General features: G+C 64.7%; 16 protein-coding genes and 1 pseudogene. 10 read left to right on the top strand and 7 right to left on the bottom strand.

The features are described from left to right. Nucleotides 1–28 precede the first annotated feature (28 nt). Genes ABFB10_RS20905 through ABFB10_RS20895 form a run of 3 tightly spaced genes read left to right on the top strand, consistent with a single transcriptional unit; the run spans nucleotide 29 to nucleotide 2,787 of the window. Entirely contained in the window at nucleotides 29–871 is an 843-nt protein-coding gene (locus ABFB10_RS20905; protein ID WP_347168178.1) for a glycerophosphodiester phosphodiesterase, read from the top strand. Then, nucleotides 864–1,940, top strand: coding sequence for an ABC transporter ATP-binding protein (locus ABFB10_RS20900; protein ID WP_347168177.1), 1,077 nt, complete (start codon nucleotides 864–866; stop codon nucleotides 1,938–1,940). Before ABFB10_RS20905 ends, ABFB10_RS20900 begins: the two co-directional genes overlap by 8 nt. 10 nt (nucleotides 1,941–1,950) lie before the next feature. Then, the gene (locus tag ABFB10_RS20895; protein WP_347168606.1) at nucleotides 1,951–2,787 is read left to right on the top strand and encodes an inositol monophosphatase family protein; all 837 of its coding nucleotides are present in this window, start codon (nucleotides 1,951–1,953) and stop codon (nucleotides 2,785–2,787) included. A gap of 294 nt (nucleotides 2,788–3,081) precedes the next feature. On the opposite strand, the gene ABFB10_RS20890 is transcribed toward ABFB10_RS20895, so the two are convergent. Further along, nucleotides 3,082–4,989, bottom strand: a complete 1,908-nt coding sequence (locus tag ABFB10_RS20890; RefSeq protein ID WP_347168176.1) for a heavy metal translocating P-type ATPase — start codon at nucleotides 4,987–4,989, stop codon at nucleotides 3,082–3,084. A gap of 436 nt (nucleotides 4,990–5,425) precedes the next feature. Beyond that, nucleotides 5,426–6,478, bottom strand: coding sequence for an ACR3 family arsenite efflux transporter (arsB, locus tag ABFB10_RS20885; RefSeq protein WP_347168175.1), 1,053 nt, complete (start codon nucleotides 6,476–6,478; stop codon nucleotides 5,426–5,428). A 122-nt stretch (nucleotides 6,479–6,600) separates the two neighbouring features. Here arsB and ABFB10_RS24315 point away from each other — a divergent pair. Continuing rightward, nucleotides 6,601–6,943: pseudogene (locus ABFB10_RS24315) on the top strand (ArsR/SmtB family transcription factor). Between the two features lie 280 nt (nucleotides 6,944–7,223). Here the strand turns inward: ABFB10_RS24315 and ABFB10_RS20880 are convergent. The 5 genes from ABFB10_RS20880 to phnF all read right to left on the bottom strand — a co-directional run bounded on the left by ABFB10_RS20880 (nucleotide 7,224) and on the right by phnF (nucleotide 10,475). Further along, a complete protein-coding gene (locus ABFB10_RS20880; RefSeq protein WP_347168174.1) occupies nucleotides 7,224–7,400 on the bottom strand; it encodes a hypothetical protein in 177 nt (58 codons plus the stop codon). After that, a complete protein-coding gene (locus tag ABFB10_RS20875; protein WP_347168173.1) occupies nucleotides 7,397–7,648 on the bottom strand; it encodes a hypothetical protein in 252 nt (83 codons plus the stop codon). Before ABFB10_RS20875 ends, ABFB10_RS20880 begins: the two co-directional genes overlap by 4 nt. Nucleotides 7,649–7,705: 57 nt before the next feature. Further along, nucleotides 7,706–8,122: a GFA family protein gene (locus ABFB10_RS20870; protein WP_347168172.1), complete on the bottom strand. Its 417-nt coding sequence runs from the start codon at nucleotides 8,120–8,122 to the stop codon at nucleotides 7,706–7,708. Nucleotides 8,123–8,722: 600 nt separating this feature from the next. Then, the gene (locus ABFB10_RS20860; protein WP_347168171.1) at nucleotides 8,723–9,613 is read right to left on the bottom strand and encodes a CehA/McbA family metallohydrolase; all 891 of its coding nucleotides are present in this window, start codon (nucleotides 9,611–9,613) and stop codon (nucleotides 8,723–8,725) included. A gap of 163 nt (nucleotides 9,614–9,776) precedes the next feature. Beyond that, nucleotides 9,777–10,475, bottom strand: coding sequence for a phosphonate metabolism transcriptional regulator PhnF (phnF, locus tag ABFB10_RS20855; RefSeq protein ID WP_347168170.1), 699 nt, complete (start codon nucleotides 10,473–10,475; stop codon nucleotides 9,777–9,779). 182 nt (nucleotides 10,476–10,657) lie between these two features. Here phnF and ABFB10_RS20850 point away from each other — a divergent pair, with 182 nt between their 5' ends. The 6 genes from ABFB10_RS20850 (at nucleotide 10,658) to ABFB10_RS20825 (ending at nucleotide 15,780) form a co-directional block, all read left to right on the top strand. Next, nucleotides 10,658–12,085 carry an ABC transporter substrate-binding protein gene (locus ABFB10_RS20850; RefSeq protein ID WP_347168169.1) on the top strand — a complete coding sequence of 476 codons (1,428 nt, stop codon included), beginning with the start codon at nucleotides 10,658–10,660 and terminating at the stop codon, nucleotides 12,083–12,085. 2 nt (nucleotides 12,086–12,087) lie between these two features. Next, entirely contained in the window at nucleotides 12,088–12,246 is a 159-nt protein-coding gene (locus tag ABFB10_RS20845) for a hypothetical protein (protein ID WP_347168168.1), read from the top strand. Nucleotides 12,247–12,349: 103 nt separating this feature from the next. Then, a complete protein-coding gene (locus ABFB10_RS20840; protein ID WP_347168167.1) occupies nucleotides 12,350–13,291 on the top strand; it encodes an ABC transporter permease in 942 nt (313 codons plus the stop codon). Then, complete coding sequence (locus tag ABFB10_RS20835) at nucleotides 13,284–13,577, top strand: hypothetical protein (RefSeq protein ID WP_347168166.1); 294 nt, start codon at nucleotides 13,284–13,286, stop codon at nucleotides 13,575–13,577. Before ABFB10_RS20840 ends, ABFB10_RS20835 begins: the two co-directional genes overlap by 8 nt. A gap of 17 nt (nucleotides 13,578–13,594) precedes the next feature. Continuing rightward, nucleotides 13,595–14,170, top strand: a complete 576-nt coding sequence (locus ABFB10_RS20830; protein WP_347168165.1) for an ABC transporter permease — start codon at nucleotides 13,595–13,597, stop codon at nucleotides 14,168–14,170. Then, nucleotides 14,167–15,780: a dipeptide ABC transporter ATP-binding protein gene (locus ABFB10_RS20825; protein WP_347168164.1), complete on the top strand. Its 1,614-nt coding sequence runs from the start codon at nucleotides 14,167–14,169 to the stop codon at nucleotides 15,778–15,780. Before ABFB10_RS20830 ends, ABFB10_RS20825 begins: the two co-directional genes overlap by 4 nt. Nucleotides 15,781–15,802: the final 22 nt, after the last annotated feature.

Raw genomic sequence — 15,802 nt, 5'->3', positions numbered from 1 at the left:
GCCCGCGCCCTCCCCCAAGGATACGACAATGCTTGATCTTCTCCCCTCCCGCCACGGTGCCGTCCTGGTCTGCGGTCATCGCGGCCATATCGTGGACGGTCACGAGAACACCCGCCCCGCCCTTGACCTTGCCGCCGCGCACGGCGCTTCGATGTGCGAGATCGACCTGCGCATGACCGCGGACAGGCGCCTCGTCGTGTTTCACGACGACATCCTCGACGACGCCTCTACCGGGACCGGGCTGATCTCTCACCTGCCCTATGCCGAGGTCGCCCGGTCCCGGACCCGCAGCCGTCACGGGTTGCCGATCGAGGGGCAGCCGATCGCGCTTTTCGAGGATATCCTGGCCCATTGCCGCACCCTTGGCCTTGGCATGATCGTCGAGGTGAAGGACCGGTTCGCCGACACGGCCTACCTGGAACAGGTGGCCGCTTCGATCCGCGCCGCCGACATGGCGGGCGCGGTGCTGATCAGCTCCTTCGACTACGTGACCCTGCGCGAGATGAAGGCAATTGCCCCGGAATTGCGCAGCATGGGCATCAACTATCACCGGCTCGCCGACCCCGCAGGCGCCGCGCGCTCGGCGGCGATGGACGTGATGAACACCGATTACCCGCAATTCGCGCCCGATATCGCTCGCGCCCTGCACGAGGCCGGTGTTGCCGTCAGCCACTACCTGCCCCGCCCCGACCACTTCGCCCGCCGCCGCGCCTACGGCGATGACTACCACGCCCGCCTTGCCACGATCCTGCAGGGCGGCCTTGTCGACATGATCGTCTGCGACGACGTCGCCTGGGCCACCGGTTTCGTCCGCGACTGCGGCCTGACCGTCGCCCGCGCGGACCTTGCAACCGGAGCCGCCCATGTCTGAGATCCAGCTGACCCAGATCCGCAAGACCTTCGATCAGACCGACGTCATTCCCGGCCTCGACCTGACGATCCCCGAGGGCCATTTCACCGTGCTGCTTGGCCCCTCGGGCTGCGGCAAGTCCACCCTGCTGCGCATGATCGCCGGGCTCGAAAGCGCCTCGGCTGGCGAGATCCGCATCGGCGGCCGCCTGGTCAACGACGTCTCTCCGGCCGAGCGCGGCTGCGCCATGGTCTTTCAAAGCTACGCGCTCTATCCGCACAAGACGGTGCGCGCCAACATGGCCTACCCCCTGCGCATGGCCCGCACCCCCCGGCGCGAGATCGAGAAGCGCGTCGCCGAAACCGCCCGTTTCCTGGAACTGACCGATCTGCTGGACCGCTATCCCCGGCAACTCTCCGGCGGCCAGCGCCAGCGTGTCGCCATGGGCCGGGCGATGATCCGCCGCCCCGAGGTTCTGCTTTACGACGAGCCACTGTCGAACCTTGACCTGGAACTGCGCGTCAGGCTGCGGCTGGAGATCGCGGAGCTCCAGCGCGAAATGAAGCGCACCGCCGTCTACGTGACCCACGACCAGACCGAAGCGATGACCCTTGCCGACAGCATCGTCGTGCTTCGCAAGGGGCGGATCGAGCAGGTCGGCGGCCCGGACGCGCTGTACAATGCACCCGCCAACACCTTTGTCGCGGGCTTCATCGGCACGCCGAAGATGAATTTCTTCGACGTGCAGGCCGTGGCGGGCGATGCCGGAACGTCCATCCTTACCCTGGGCGGCAGCCGCATCACCCTGCCCCGCGCCCTGTCCCGCCCACCGGCGCAAATCGGCATCCGCCCCGAGTACTGCGCGCTGACCTCCACGCCAGGCGAGGCCGCCGTGCCGCTGCACGACAGCCGCCTCGTGATCCGCGAGAACCTGGGCGATCGCAGCTTCGGCTTCCTTTCCAGTTCGCTTGGCAAGGTCACCTACCTGATGGACGAAGCCGCGCAGGCCCGGGACGGCGGCGTGCAGTGGTTGTCCTTCCCGGCGCAGAAAGTCCTTTGCTTCGACGCCCGGGGCGACCTGATCCACTGACCTCCCCAGGCTGCGCCCCCTGGCGCATCCCAAGCCACGGAAAGATCCCCATGCGCCGCGCGCCCCTCAATCGCTGGCCAGCCTTGTCGCCCCTCTCGAGGCGCTTGCCCAAGAGGCCGGCAACCTGGCCCTCACCCATTTCAGCATCGCCAACCGGGCTTCGGTCGAGGAGAAGGGCCACCTGGATCTGGTCACCCGTGCCGACCGCGAGGTCGAGGCCCTGCTGCGGCGGCGCCTGCAGCAGCTCTGCCCCGACGATGCGATCTACGGCGAGGAAGGCACGTCAGTCGCTGGCACGTCCGGGCGCACCTGGGTTCTGGATCCGATCGACGGCACTTTCAACTTCGTCAGGGGCGGCGCCGACTGGGCCGTTTCCATCGGGCTTTACGAAGCCGACCGGCCCGCCTTCGGCGTGATTCATGCGCCGGTTCGCCGGACAACCCTTTCGGGTGGCGGAGCGGTCCCCGCCCACCTGAACGGCGCCCCCCTGCCGGCGCTGACCCCACCGATACCGGGACGCGGCAGCATCGGCGTGGGCTTTCACCCGCAGATGGCGACGGAGGCGCGCCTGGACATCCTGCGCTGCCTCTGGGACGACATGGGGGTCACGATCCGCTGTTCGGGTTCGTCCAGCATGTCGATTGTCGATGTGGCCCGCGGAGAAACCGACGCCTATGTCGCCCTCGGCGACGCGACCTGGGACGTCATGGCTGCCCTGCCGATCCTGCGGAGCCCGGGCGGCACCGATACAATCGACTGGAGCCGAACGCGTCTGACAGACAGGCTGCGCTTTGCATGCGGCAGGGTGCAGACAACACAAAGGATCCTGGACCTTGCCCGGATCTGAGGCCGGACATCCCCATGCGCCATCGGACGCGGGCCGTTCCGGCCCCTCCCCGGTAAGCCGTTCCACCCGACGCCCCTGCCGCGCGTGATGAAGCCCGCCATAGACCTGTCAGGGCGCGGCGACGTCTTGCGGCCTGGGCGCATTGAAGGCCCGCCGCAAGCGGCAGACCCGTCCGCCGCGACGCCGCCGTCCGCGAGGCTTGCGGTCGGCACCGCTCCGTCGCGGGCCCGATCACCGGTCGCGCTCAGCCAGCCGATGCGATGCTCCCTGCGGGTTTCGGAAACCGAGAGGCGCTCATGGCGTGGCGCCTTGCGCGATATCGGCCTGCCCGGAAGAGACAGCCTCTGGCTGCGGCCTGCCGGGCTGGTGCGGCGCGATGCGCAGCGCCCGAAGCGCATTCAGGATCACCGCGACGTCGATGACCTCCTGCAAGAGCGCCCCCTGCACCGGGGTGAGATACCCGTAAGCAGCCGCGATCATGCCCATGACCGACAGGCCGATCCCTGCCACGACGCTTTCGACCGCGATCCGCCGCGCGCCGCGCGCGATCTCGATCCCCGGCCCGAGCCGGTCGATGCGATCCACGAGAAGCACCACGTCCGCCGCCTCGGCCGAGGCAGCCGCGCCCCGTGCGCCCATGGCGACACCGACATCGGCCGCCGCCGGGGCAGGCGCATCGTTGACGCCATCGCCCACCATCATGACCGGCCCGTGCTTGCGTTCGGTGAGGACCAGCAGAACCTTCTGGTCCGGCGTCAGCCCGGCCCGCAGACCGTCGAGGCCAAGCCCCTCGGTCACGCGCTCGGCCACCTCTGCACGGTCGCCGGTGGCAAGCAGGATGCGCGCGACCCCCTCGCGACGCAGACCCCCGAGCATGGCGCCCGCACCCTCGCGCAGCGGGTCGGACATCACCAGGTGCCCTGCCAATTGGCCGTCGACGGCGACGGCGACGAGGACCGAACCGGCGGCGATGACGGAATGATCGCCGGGCCGCCCTACGACGCGCGATGCAACGAAGCCATCTCCGCCGACGAGGACCGTTCGGCCCTCGACATGGCCGACGACGCCTTCGCCCGGGATCTCCGCCACCTCCGACGGAACCGGCAGCGTGAAGCCCCGGGCCTGCGCGGCGGCAACGATGGCCTGCGCCACGGGATGCTTGGACGCCTGGTCGAGCGCCGCGGCAAGGCGCAGAATGTCACCTTCTGCCATGCCCCCGTGGCTGTCGATCGAGACGATCTGCGGACGACCGTCCGTCAAGGTGCCGGTCTTGTCGAGGATCAGCGTGCGGATGCGCGCCATCGTCTCGAGCGGCCCCGCGCCCTTGATCAGCACACCGAATTGCGCCGCGCGCGAGAGACCCGCGACCAGCGCCACAGGCACGGCGAGGATCAGCGGACAGGGTGTGGCGACGACAAGCACGGCGACGGCCCGGATCGGATCGCCGGTGAACCACCACGCGGCGACGGCAATGCTGACCGTGACCACCAGAAACCCCAGCGACCAGCGGTCGGCCAGCCGCGACATCGGCGCCTTCGAGGCCTGCGCCGCTTCGACCAGCCGGACGATCCCGGCATAGGTGCTGTCTTTCGCCGCGCGCATCGCCGTCAGATCAAACGCCTCGCCTGCGTTTGTAGAGCCGCTCATGGCCTCGGCGCCCCGGGTCAGGCGCACCGGCAGGGACTCGCCCGTCAACGCCGAAGCGTCGACGAAGGCCGTCTGGGAGGCCACCGTGCCATCCACCGGCACCACGTCGCCCTGCCGGATCAGAAGCCGGTCGCCCTGCGCAATGTCGTCGAGCGCGACCTCTTCCAGCCCGCCGTTGCGGTGCCGGGTCGCGGTCCGGGGTACGCGCGACAGCAGGTCGTGCATTTCACGCCGGGCCCGCCCCTCGGCGAAGGCCTCAAGGAAGGTGCCGCCGGAATACATCACCGCGACCACCGCCGCGGCGAGGGTCTCTCCGAAGACAAGGGCCGCCGACATGGAAAGCGCGGCAACGATATCGAGACCGACTTCGCCGGAGCGCAGGCTGCGCAGGATCTCCAGCAAGAGCGCCGCGAGCGCCGGGACAACGCCGGCAATCCAGAGTCCCCTCGCAAGGCCGGTTTCGCCCGCAACATGGGCCGCAAGTCCAGCAACAAGACCGGTCGTGGCAAGGAACAGGACAACGGTCTTCAAGCGGTCGGCCCGGGTCGCTTCCATGCGGCTCATCTCCTTTTGGCTGAGGCGGGTGCCGCTGGCTCTTCGGAACATGGTCGCCCGGCACCGACACCCCCTGCGCTGGCCGTATCATTGCGCAACGGGAACAGGGCGTCGAGGCCGCTTCGCCCTGCGAGGATCGCGCCCCTGTACGGCCCGGGCGGCATGGACGTTCCTGTCGCGCGGGAACGGCGCGACAGGATCATCGGCGCAAGGCTGGCTTCAGAGAGGCGCGGGGGAGGGTCCCCTGCGGTTTCCGGTTTCATCCATAGCCATCCGCCCGCCCTCTTTGACCTGTGGCCCGGGCGGGCGCTGATCGGGCAGGTCGAACAGGGTCTCGGAGGGGCGCAGGGGCGGATGCCCTTCGGCGCGGCAGACACTCGGGCGGCACGTGGCGCGGCGGTCCGCCGTCAGGAACGTGTTGGGTGACAACCAAGGCTCAGGCTCCGCGCTCGGCTTCGGGAAAGCGTGACCGGGTCCGATTGGCGAAGGCGACCAGGGACAGCATGACGGGCACCTCGACCAGCACGCCCACCACCGTGGCAAGCGCAGCCCCGGAGTTCAATCCGAACAGGCTGATGGCGACCGCGACGGCAAGTTCGAAGAAGTTCGAGGTGCCAATCATCGCGCAGGGCGCGGCGATGCGATGCGGCACCCTGAGAAACCAGGCCGCGCCATAGGCCAGCGCAAAGATGCCGTAGCTCTGGATCACGATCGGCACCGCGATCAGGGCGATCACCCCGGGGCGCGACAGGATTGTCCCGCCCTGAAGACCGAAGAGGATTGCAACCGTCGCGATGAGACCGGTCATCGAAAGCGGCTTGATGCGGGCAGTGAAGGCCGAGATCGCCACCTCTGACCCCAGTGCGCGGCGCGTAAGCAGCCCTGCGAGCAGCGGCAGGACGACGTAGAGCACGGTGGCCAGAACCAGCGTATCCCGTGGCACGGCGATCTCGGTCACGCCAAGCAGCAAGGCCACGATCGGCGCGAAGGCCACCACCATGATGAGATCGTTCACCGAGACCTGCACCAGCGTATAGGTGGCGTCACCCCGGGTCAGCTGGCTCCAGACGAAGACCATTGCGGTGCAGGGAGCCGCGCCAAGCAGGATCAGCCCCGCGATGTATTGCATCGCGTCCTCGGGCGCGATCCATGGGGCGAAGAGGTGCTCGAAGAAGAGCACCGCAAGCAGGGCCATGGTAAACGGCTTGATCAGCCAGTTCACCACGAGCGTGACCAGCAGGCCCTCGGGCTGGCGCGCGACGCCGGCCACGGCGCCGAAATCGACGCTGACCATCATCGGGTAGACCATCGCCCAGATCAGCACGGCGACCACAAGGTTGATCGAGGCGACCTCGACCTCGGCAATGGCTGCGACGGCACCCGGGGCCAGGCTGCCGATGGCGATGCCGACCGCCATGGCAAGCGCGACCCAGAGGCTCAGAAGTCTTTCGAAGCGGCCCATCGGGGCCGCGGCGGAGGTGTCGGACATTGTGGGTCTCCGGAACTGGGCAGCATCTTGAATTCGTCATTTCGCGTAATTGCGAATTGAATTCTGGGTAGACGGCAGGCCCGCGTCTTGTCAACACCCCTCATTTCGCGTAATGACGAATTATGGACCAGAACGATGCCGTCGACGCCTTCGGCGCCCTTGCCCACGACACACGGCTGCAAATCTTCCGCCTCCTGGTCCAGCGCGGGCCGAAGGGCACGCCGGCGATGGAGGTCGTACCGGCTGCTCGACCTGAGGCCATCGACCCTGTCCGGTCATCTCGCAACTCTGAAACGGGCGGGGCTGGTCCAGACCGAACGGCAACACCGCGAGGTGCTGTATTCGCCCCGGTTCGACGCCGTGAACGGGTTGGTGCGTTTCCTGATCGAGGACTGCTGCGGGGGCGACCAAGGCATGTGCGCCGGGATCGAACTGCCGAAGGTTCGAGTAGCGCCACGTCGGTGAGCCGCCCGGTCGAAAGGTCTTGCATCATGCCTGAGACCTCTGCGCAGCCCTTCTTTCTCGCGTTCCGGCAACGCTACATGCTGCCGGTCGGACACGTCCGGTTTGATCCTATGGCATTTCAGATTGGTGATCCGCGTGAAGGGATCGCCATGATCGGCGTAGTGTTTCGCCCAGCCGCGAGAGCCGCTTGTGATGAATGAGTTGAAAGATGCGGCAATGCGCATGGGCCGTTCGTCCGGCTGCTCTACGCTCGCGTCGGTGACCAGATCGCAAGCCGTCATCACGCGCACCCCATCGTTTCAAGATGCGCAAAGACCGTTGCGCTGAGCATCTCCACGTCGTCCGACACTTCCGGCAATATCTGCCCATACCGTTCTGTCAGCTCCCGCACCCGGGCCGTCATCCGCTCGGACCGCACCACGATCTCGGCTGCGATCAGATCCGCGACGTCGCTCAACCATTTGTCATCCACCACCAGGGGCGGATCTCTTCCGCCGTCAGCTCGGGGTATTTCGCCAGCGTAGCCACGGTCAGCGCCTCCTCGGCTTCCTCGACCGCCTTCTTGACCGCCGCCTCGGCTGCCATCCGCTTGGCCACCTGTTTCAGCAGCTCGGCCACGCCTGATTTCTGGCGCGCCATGACCAAGGCCGCGGTCAGCTTGCCCGCCTCGGTCAGGCCAACTGGAACGCTTGTGACCTTTGGCAAAACTCAAGTGGTCGCGCACCCATCGCCCGACCTCACGAACAGCACTGACTTACAATTCTACAGGTGCTCAGTTTCCTGCGGTGGGCTGAACCAATTGTCGTGCAAACCATCCATCCAAGTAATCGGCGCAGATTTCAGCTCTTCAATACTTGCATCGTCGAGTGCCGCAATTGCCACAGTAACATAAGCGCCTCCCAATTCAGGGATGTCACCCTCACTAAACAACCGCACGCCGCATATTGAACAAAAACAGTGATAATTGCCTCCCTGATCAGTGGCATCATACTTCCGGATGAGCTTTCCACCTTGTGTGATCCGAAAATGCTCCGGAGTTGTTGCCGCAGTCCAGTTTCGTGTTTTCCGGCAGAAGGTGCAATTGCATCGGCTAGTCCCTTCGGAAAAATCAATGGCGGCCTCGAACGCGAGTCCGCCACAATGGCAACCTCCACAATATGTCTTGAGCAAATCCAACATCCTCTACCGCCAGTCTATGGACGAAACTATGGTGTCGGCTGTGCTCAGAGCAAGCCAATGGCAAAATCTCTACCGACACTCACAGTCAGCAGAAACAAGAAAGTCGTCATTCACGCCGCCGCAGCATCGGTCATTTCGGACTCGAAGCCGCTCTCCTCCGCCATCGCTTTCATCTCGGAAATCAGGCGCATCCATCCCGCCTTGTTTGGCCCGCCCCTTGTACAGGGTGGCCCTGCTCATCCCGTGCTCGCGGCCCAGCTCGACGGAAGGCACGTCGGCCTCAATCTGGCGCGGCCCCCCATGATCCGGGCTTCCGTGAAGCCGTGCCTTCTTCATCGGAGATTCCTCGTTCATCCTGCCGAGAAAACGCCACTTCCGCATCCCCCAAGATCGGGGGGATTGCCACCGCATCCCGGAACAGCGACTTGAAACACATCCAGCCCGACCGACGACTGTCGCCCTCGACCTCTTGGGCCGAGACCAGCCCGGCCCGCTCCAGAAGCTTCGGAACGAAACTGGAAAACACCGCCGGTTCCCACGATCCGGCAGTGTCCCAGTCGGGTCCTTCGCTTGCTGTGTGGCCGGGCCGTGGAAGCTACTTCACGGCCAGAGCGGGTTTGACCACGCGCGCTTGCCGTCCTTGTCAACGACAACCAGACGGCACCATCCGCCGGAAAACCTGGCCAGCGGGAGCCGCGCGGCGGTTAGACCGTCACCACGAACACCAACATTTGCGGATGCCTTGCCCAGGAGAATGATGGAGGTCGCGGGTGAGCATTCTATCACAATCTCGTCGCCATCCCGCTCGATGTGCATGATTTCAGGCCCTTGCGTCGCGTAGTAGCGCCCCGCTTTCAGCGCGGCGAGGAGCGCCGTATCGCTGTTCTCTTCCGCCTTCACCATGACCCAGCCGCCAAAGGCGTCGTCGGTTTTCCAATGGCTGTCATCGACGGCAATGCAGCCCAGGCGTTTGCCTTCGTTCAAAAGCGCGTCGCACAGTTCCGCGCCATCGCCCCGGTCAGCGTTCACGAGGCTTGTGTGGTTGTACATTTCAATCGCATGGGCGCAGTCCAGGTTCATCCCGTCGGCGAGCGAAAGCTGATACCATTGCGGATGCGCGATCGCCACAAAGGCCCCTGCCTCGACACAGCGCCTTGCCAGTTCGACGCCCGTTTCATTTTCGCCCGTTTGCGCAAAATCTATCGGCAAACCAACCGCGAGGATGTGCCAAATCTCTCCCAGTTCTGTCGCCGGCGCGTGGACCTCTGCGCCCAGAATGGTGGTGAAACCGTCAGTTCGAAGGGCCCGCGTGTCGGTGATCGGGAAATCATACGCGGGCAGGAAGTGATCGGTGAGCGCGATGAAATCATAGCCTGCGCCCTTGTAGCGGCGACAGACCTCCTCGGGCGAAAGGGCCCCGTCTGACCTGTTGGAATGGCCGTGGATGTTGCCTTTGAAAAAGCGGCCCTGTGCCTCGAATGCTGCGAGCATCGGTCTCTCCTGATGTTGCGGTGCCGCCACGCTAACCTTCACCGCGCACAGGGAAATCACAGGCGTCTGCAAAAGGGGCGGATTGTTCCAAAACCTTCGCGCACAGTGCCCGACTGTGTGTGCGATTGTGCGCGCGATTGTGCGTGCGGCCTGCCCCTCCCCGTCACACCGCCAGCGTCACCACATCGCCGCGACACACCGCTTCAGAAACCTCGATCCGCGCGCCGTATTTGTCGATGTTCACCCCACGCGTCACCAGAACAGGCTGCGCACGCCCGATCTCAAGCGCCATGCTCTCGGTCGGGCGGGGCAGGCGCGTGGCGATGGTTGTCTCGTCGCGGCGGAAATCTGTAACCTTAAAGGCAGCAAGCGCCTCAGTCACGCTGCCGCCTGCCTCCAGAATGTCGAGGATGCCCGCGAATTTCGCAGGGGCATAGTAGTGGCGCGCAAACATCGCGGGGCGTCCGTCGATCTCGCGTAAAAGGGTCGCGCGCAGCACAGGATCGCCACTGCGCAGGCCGAGGCCCTTGGCCACGAAACCCGTCGCACGCACCTGACCCGTAGACAGGCAGCATGTGCCCCCACCGCGGCCAATCCTCTGGATATTCACGCAAAAACGGGTGCGCGAACTGATCTGGTAGACAACCTGCGGCTCGCAGACATAGCTCCCCCGCCCATGCCAGCTTTGCACATGACCTGTCTCGCGCAGGCGTTCGATGGCCCGCCGCGCCGCATGTCGGGAGACCCCATGCGTCCGCGCAAGCGCATTGAGAGACGGCAGCGCCGTGCCAGGTTTCAGCTGCTGCGCTTCGATTTGCTTGCGCAGAAGGGCTTCGACCTTTTTCCAGTCCTGAGGGCCCAAGACGATCCTCCGTGAACGCTGTCCGTGCATTGGCAAGGGCGCGCGAAGCACCCCGCTCCGCACAGTCAACAACTGTGTGCCAAGGCTTTGTAACGATCAGCATTCGGGAGGAGGGTTATTACAAAAACTTCATGCCAAGGGGGTGAGTGGACCCGCAACGTTCACACCTCACAGAGTTCGACATGACACAACTGACACGCCGACGTTTCCTGCAACAGGCCACCGCAGGCGCCACTGTGCTTGGCCTTTCCCACCTTCTCGACCCGACCAAGGCCTTCGCCTCGACCCCCTCGATAGTCTCCGACATGCTCGCAGGCCAGACGCCGAAGACGGGCGGCACGCTGGTCTACGGCCAGACCTACCCCAACTGGGCGCTTGGCCAGTCCAATCGCGGCGCGCACCCCTATTACTGGCTCGACCTCCTGACCCGTTCCGTATGGAACACGCTCACGTGGGTGGATGAGGATTTCAACCTGCAACTGGAACTTGCCCGCACGCTGACCGCCAATGACACGATGGATGTCTGGGACGCGACGCTGCATGAGGGCGTGATGTTCCATGATGGCACCGAGATGACGGCGGATGACGTTGTCGCCTCGATGAACCTGCACATGGGCGGCGGTGTCGGCCTGTTGCGCGCCAATGTCGCGCGCACCGAGAAGCTGGGCAAATACGGGGTCCGCTTTCATCTGGTGCAGCCGAACGCCGAATTCCCCTATGCGCTGGCCGAATACCGCGCGGTGGTCATGAAGGCGAAAGAGAACCCCGACGAGATCGGTTATGACGGCATCGGCACGGGGCCGTTCAAACTCGTCGAGATCGACAATGCGCGCCAGTTCCGCGCGGTGCGCAACGACGACTACTGGATGGGTACGGGGCCGTTCCTTGATGAGGTGCGCGGCGTGATCACCCCGGGCAACAGCGCGATCAACGGCTTCCGCTCGGGTCAGCTCAACGCGGTGTGGAACATCGACCCGGGCCAGATCGAGCAGTTCGAGGATGCGGGCGCGCGGATCCACGCCTCTGCGGCGGGCGACCAGTTCTACATCAACCTGCCCAAGAACCTGAACATCCCGTGGAACGACCAGCGCATCCGCAAGGCCATGTCGCTGGCCATCGATCGCAAGAAGGTCAACGAGATCGTCTATCGCGACGCAAGCGGCTGGACGGGCAATGACTCGCATATGTCGGGCGTGAACCCGGAATTCGTGGCCCGCCCCGTTGAGCGTGACGTGAAGCAGGCCCGCGCACTTCTGGCCGAGGCGGGCCATCCCGACGGCATCAAGTTGCCCGCGATTGCCTTCTGCCCGAACTTCCCCGAAGAGCCGCGCATCTATCCGATCGTCTCCGAAAGCCTCGCCGAAGCAGGGATCGAGATCGTCTTCGAAGAGCGCCCCTGCGACGGCTTCAGCCCCTATGTGGACTCGGTCAACGCCCCCTTCGGTCGCCCGCACCGCAACCTCGTCGGGCCGCGAAACCCCTTCATCAACCTCAGCCGCGCGGACTTCCAACGTAGCGAGAATGCCGATTGGGTGGGCGCAAGTGCAGAGGAATATTCGCGCCTCGTCAACACGGTAGCGTCGGCGAGAAGGACGCGAGCCTGCGCCTGAAGATGTATCAAGACGCACAGCGCATCCTTCAAGAGGAGGTGCCGGGCATCATGCTCGGAGGTCGCCGCAACATGGTCGCCCATGCCCCGAACGTCAAAAACGCGCGCAGCCACAGCCAGAACTGGTCCTCGCGTTTCGAATACATCTGGATCGACAGCTAAGGCCGAACCCTGCCGCCACCGCGCCTTCCGTGCGGTGGCGGCCCTTTAGCGTCACAGATCGGGAACAATAATGAACCGTATCCTTTCCATGATATCGAGCCGAATGGCACTTTCGGGGCTGATCCTGTTCCTCGTTGCGGGGCTGGTGTTTCTGGGCACGGAAATCCTGCCGGGGGACGCGCTCGAAGCGACGATCCCCAAGGACGAACGCATCTATTACACCGCCGAGGACTTCGCCCGCATGCGCGCCGAGCTTGGCCTCGATCAACCCGCACTGGTGCGGTTTCTGGCCATGTTTCGCGATCTGGTCACATTCGACTTCGGGGAAACCATCCTCACTCGGGAACCCGTGGTGGACACGATCTACCATCCGGGCCTCAACTCGCTGCTGATGGCCTGCGTCGCACTTGTCATCACCCCGGCGGTGGCTGTCAGTCTCGGCGTGCTCGCCGCCCTCAATCCAGGGGGAAAACTCGACGGCTTTGTGTCTGGCGCAACGCTGTTTACCTATTCCATGCCCGATTTTGTGGTGGCCAATATCTTCATCGTGGTCTTCGCCCTGCAACTGGGCATTGCGCCTGCGATCCTTCTCATATCCGAAAGCGATCCCGCCGCGCGTATTCTCGCCGTGTCGGTCCTGCCCGTGCTGGCGCTTGTTGTTTCGGGCGTGGCCTATCAGTTCCGCCTTGTCCGTGTCGGCATGGAGGACGCCCTGGGCAGCGAATACATCGAACGCGCGCGGCTCTCGGGCATTCCCGAATGGCGCCTGATCCTCGTCCATGCCCTGCCCGCAGCCCTCATCCCCATGCTCAACGGCACCGCGCAATTCGTCGCGGGGATCATTTCGGGCGTCGTCGTGATCGAGGCGGTCTTCAAGTTTCCGGGTATCGGGCTGGAACTGGTCCGCGCGATCTCGCAACGCGAAGTGCCGACCGTTCAGGCCATCACATTCCTCGCTGCCTTTGCGGTGATCTTCGGCAACCTGCTCGCAGATGTCTCCGTACTGGCGCTTGATCCACGCGCACGGAGGACGCGCCATGTCTGAGACAGCCCTGCCCCTTGTCGAGCCGGCCCTCTCCCCCGCGCCCAAGACCAACCTGCTTGCGCGCGCCGCGCAGTCGCGGATGACGATGATCGGCCTTGTTCTGGTGGGCATTCACCTTTTCATGGCGCTCATGGCGCCTATCATCGCCCCCTATTCGATCTCGGCCATCCACACCGACGGGTTGCATCCGCCCTCGTTCTCGCACTGGCTCGGCACCGACCAGATCGGGCGGGATTACCTCTCGCGCCTGATGTCGGGGGGCGGGTCGCGCTCCTGGTCTCGCTGATCGGGGCGAGCGCGGCGGTGCTGATCGGCACGGCGCTCGGCCTCGTGGCGGGCTATCGGGGCGGCTGGCGCGACAATGCGCTGATGCGGCTTACCGATACGATCATGTCGGTGCCTGAACTGCTGCTGATCGCCATCCTCGTACTGACCTTCGGCAAGCAGATCTGGTCGCTCTCCATCGTGGTGGCGATTGTCTACATGCCCGGCGTTATTCGGGTGATCCGCGCAAGGACGATCGGCCTGTCGGCGCTCGACTTCGTGCGCGCCGCAGAGTTGCGCGGGGAAAGCGCCGCCCACATCCTGTTCCGCGAGATCGGACCAAACCTCAAGGGCCTCATGGCGGTCGAGCTTGCCATCCGCACCTCCTCTGCACTGCTCAAGATCTCGGCCCTGTCCTTTCTCGGCCTCGGCATCAGCCAGCCCACGCCCGACTGGGGCCTGATGGTGCAAGAGGCCATGACGGTGATCTTTACCGACCCTTGGTTCCTCATCGCCCCCGCGCTGGCGCTTTCGTCGCTCATCATCGGCATCAACTTCGCCGTTGACGGGCTGGCGCGCGCCTATGGCATCTCTGAAACGGAGATTTCAGCATGACCCTTACCAGCAAACGCAATCACATCCTCATTGACCAACTGGACATTTCCTACCGCGCAGGTGGGGGACGAGAGTTGCCCGCGGTCCAGGGGGCCTCGCTTACACTGGCACGCGGCGACACGCTCGGCATCGTGGGGGAAAGCGGATCGGGGAAATCCACGCTGGCCCGGGCGCTGCTGGGCTATATGCGCTCTGGCGCGCGGGTGGCACACGGGCGCGTCATGGTGGGTGGCACGGATGTGTTTGCCCTGCCACCCAAGGGCCTGCGGCAGTTTCGCGGCAAGCGCGCGGCGCTGGTGCCACAAAACCCGCTGTCCTCGCTGACGCCACACATGAAAATCGGCCATCAGCTTCTGGAGTTGATCCGCCAGCACACCGATCTGCGCGGCCCCGAGGCGCTGGCGCGGGTTGTCTGGCTGCTCAAACGCACGGGCCTGCCCGATCCGGGCACCATCGTCGGTCGCTACCCGCACGAGATTTCGGGCGGACAACGGCAACGGGTGGTCATCGCCGCCGCCCTCATTGGCACGCCCGAATTGATCATCCTCGACGAGCCGACCACGGCGCTCGACAAGACCGTGGAGGCCGAAGTCCTGCAGCTGGTCAAGGAGTTGCAACAGGAGATCGACGCAACGCTGATCTACGTCAGCCACGACCTGCATGTGATCAAGGCCATGTGCGCCAAGGTCGCCGTGATGCGGGCCGGACGGATCGTGGAATATGGGCGGCTCGCGCGTGTCTTTGACGCCCCGGAACACCCCTATACCCACCAATTGATCGCCTCGATCCCGCGCATCTCGGAAAGAGGGCCAGAGCCCCCTGCGGCGGACACATCCACGACCGGACTGGTCATCCGCGACCTGTCCTTCCGCTTCGAGACCGCTCGCGGGATCTTTGCGCGCAAGAAGACGACCCCGCCGACCCTGAACAAGATTTCCCTTGCCATTGATCGCGGCCAAACCATTGGCATTGTCGGAGAAAGCGGATCAGGAAAATCGACTTTGGCCAATCTGATCTCTGGCGTCATCGGTGGCCATAGCGGCGAGATCACCTTCGACGGCGTCGCGCTCGACGGCAAGGCAGTCACGCGCCCCCCTGCCCTGCGGCGGCGGGTGCAGGTGGTGTTTCAAGACCCTCTGTCCTCGCTCAACCCGTCCCAGCCCGTGCGCGACATCCTGACCCGTCCGCGCGAACTGTACTTCGGCGAGACCCGCCCCGCCGCGCAGGAGGCCGTGGTGGCGCTTCTGGCCGAGATGGACCTCGCACCCGACGTGCTGGGCCGCTTCCCCCGCGAACTGTCGGGCGGACAGCAACAAAGGATTGCGATCTGCCGCGCCCTGGCTGCCGAACCCGAGTTATTGATCTGTGATGAAGTCACATCTGCCCTAGACGTAACAATACAAAACAAAGTCTTGGACATGCTTCTTCGGGTTCAGAGACAACGTGGCCTCACCTGCGTATTTATCTCTCACGATCTCTCGGTGATCGGAAAGGTGTCCCATAAAATTGCTGTTTTGCAGCGTGGCGAGTTGAAGGAATTTGGTCAAAGAAACCACGTCATGCATGCGCCAAAGCACGCATATACGGGCGCACTATTGCAACATGCATAATGGTCTACCCCCCAGGGTCAGG

It is taken from the genome of Ponticoccus litoralis (assembly GCF_039769985.1).
GTDB classification, from domain to species: Bacteria; Pseudomonadota; Alphaproteobacteria; order Rhodobacterales; family Rhodobacteraceae; genus Ponticoccus; species Ponticoccus litoralis.
The sequence above is the reverse complement of the archived record's forward strand: the minus strand, read 5'-3'. Positions and strand labels throughout refer to the sequence as shown.

Bases quoted from the DNA above. Each gene is read 5' to 3' on its own strand.
- ABFB10_RS20840 (WP_347168167.1), top strand. From the start codon at position 12,350: ATGGCACTTTCGGGGCTGATCCTGTTCCTCGTTGCGGGGCTGGTGTTT.
- ABFB10_RS20845 (WP_347168168.1), top strand. From the start codon at position 12,088: ATGTATCAAGACGCACAGCGCATCCTTCAAGAGGAGGTGCCGGGCATC.
- ABFB10_RS20825 (WP_347168164.1), top strand. From the start codon at position 14,167: ATGACCCTTACCAGCAAACGCAATCACATCCTCATTGACCAACTGGAC.
- ABFB10_RS20900 (WP_347168177.1), top strand. From the start codon at position 864: ATGTCTGAGATCCAGCTGACCCAGATCCGCAAGACCTTCGATCAGACC.
- ABFB10_RS20860 (WP_347168171.1), bottom strand. From the start codon at position 9,613: ATGCTCGCAGCATTCGAGGCACAGGGCCGCTTTTTCAAAGGCAACATC.
- ABFB10_RS20835 (WP_347168166.1), top strand. From the start codon at position 13,284: ATGTCTGAGACAGCCCTGCCCCTTGTCGAGCCGGCCCTCTCCCCCGCG.
- arsB (WP_347168175.1), bottom strand. From the start codon at position 6,478: ATGTCCGACACCTCCGCCGCGGCCCCGATGGGCCGCTTCGAAAGACTT.
- ABFB10_RS20890 (WP_347168176.1), bottom strand. From the start codon at position 4,989: ATGGAAGCGACCCGGGCCGACCGCTTGAAGACCGTTGTCCTGTTCCTT.
- ABFB10_RS20905 (WP_347168178.1), top strand. From the start codon at position 29: ATGCTTGATCTTCTCCCCTCCCGCCACGGTGCCGTCCTGGTCTGCGGT.
- ABFB10_RS20870 (WP_347168172.1), bottom strand. From the start codon at position 8,122: ATGTTGGATTTGCTCAAGACATATTGTGGAGGTTGCCATTGTGGCGGA.
- ABFB10_RS20850 (WP_347168169.1), top strand. From the start codon at position 10,658: ATGACACAACTGACACGCCGACGTTTCCTGCAACAGGCCACCGCAGGC.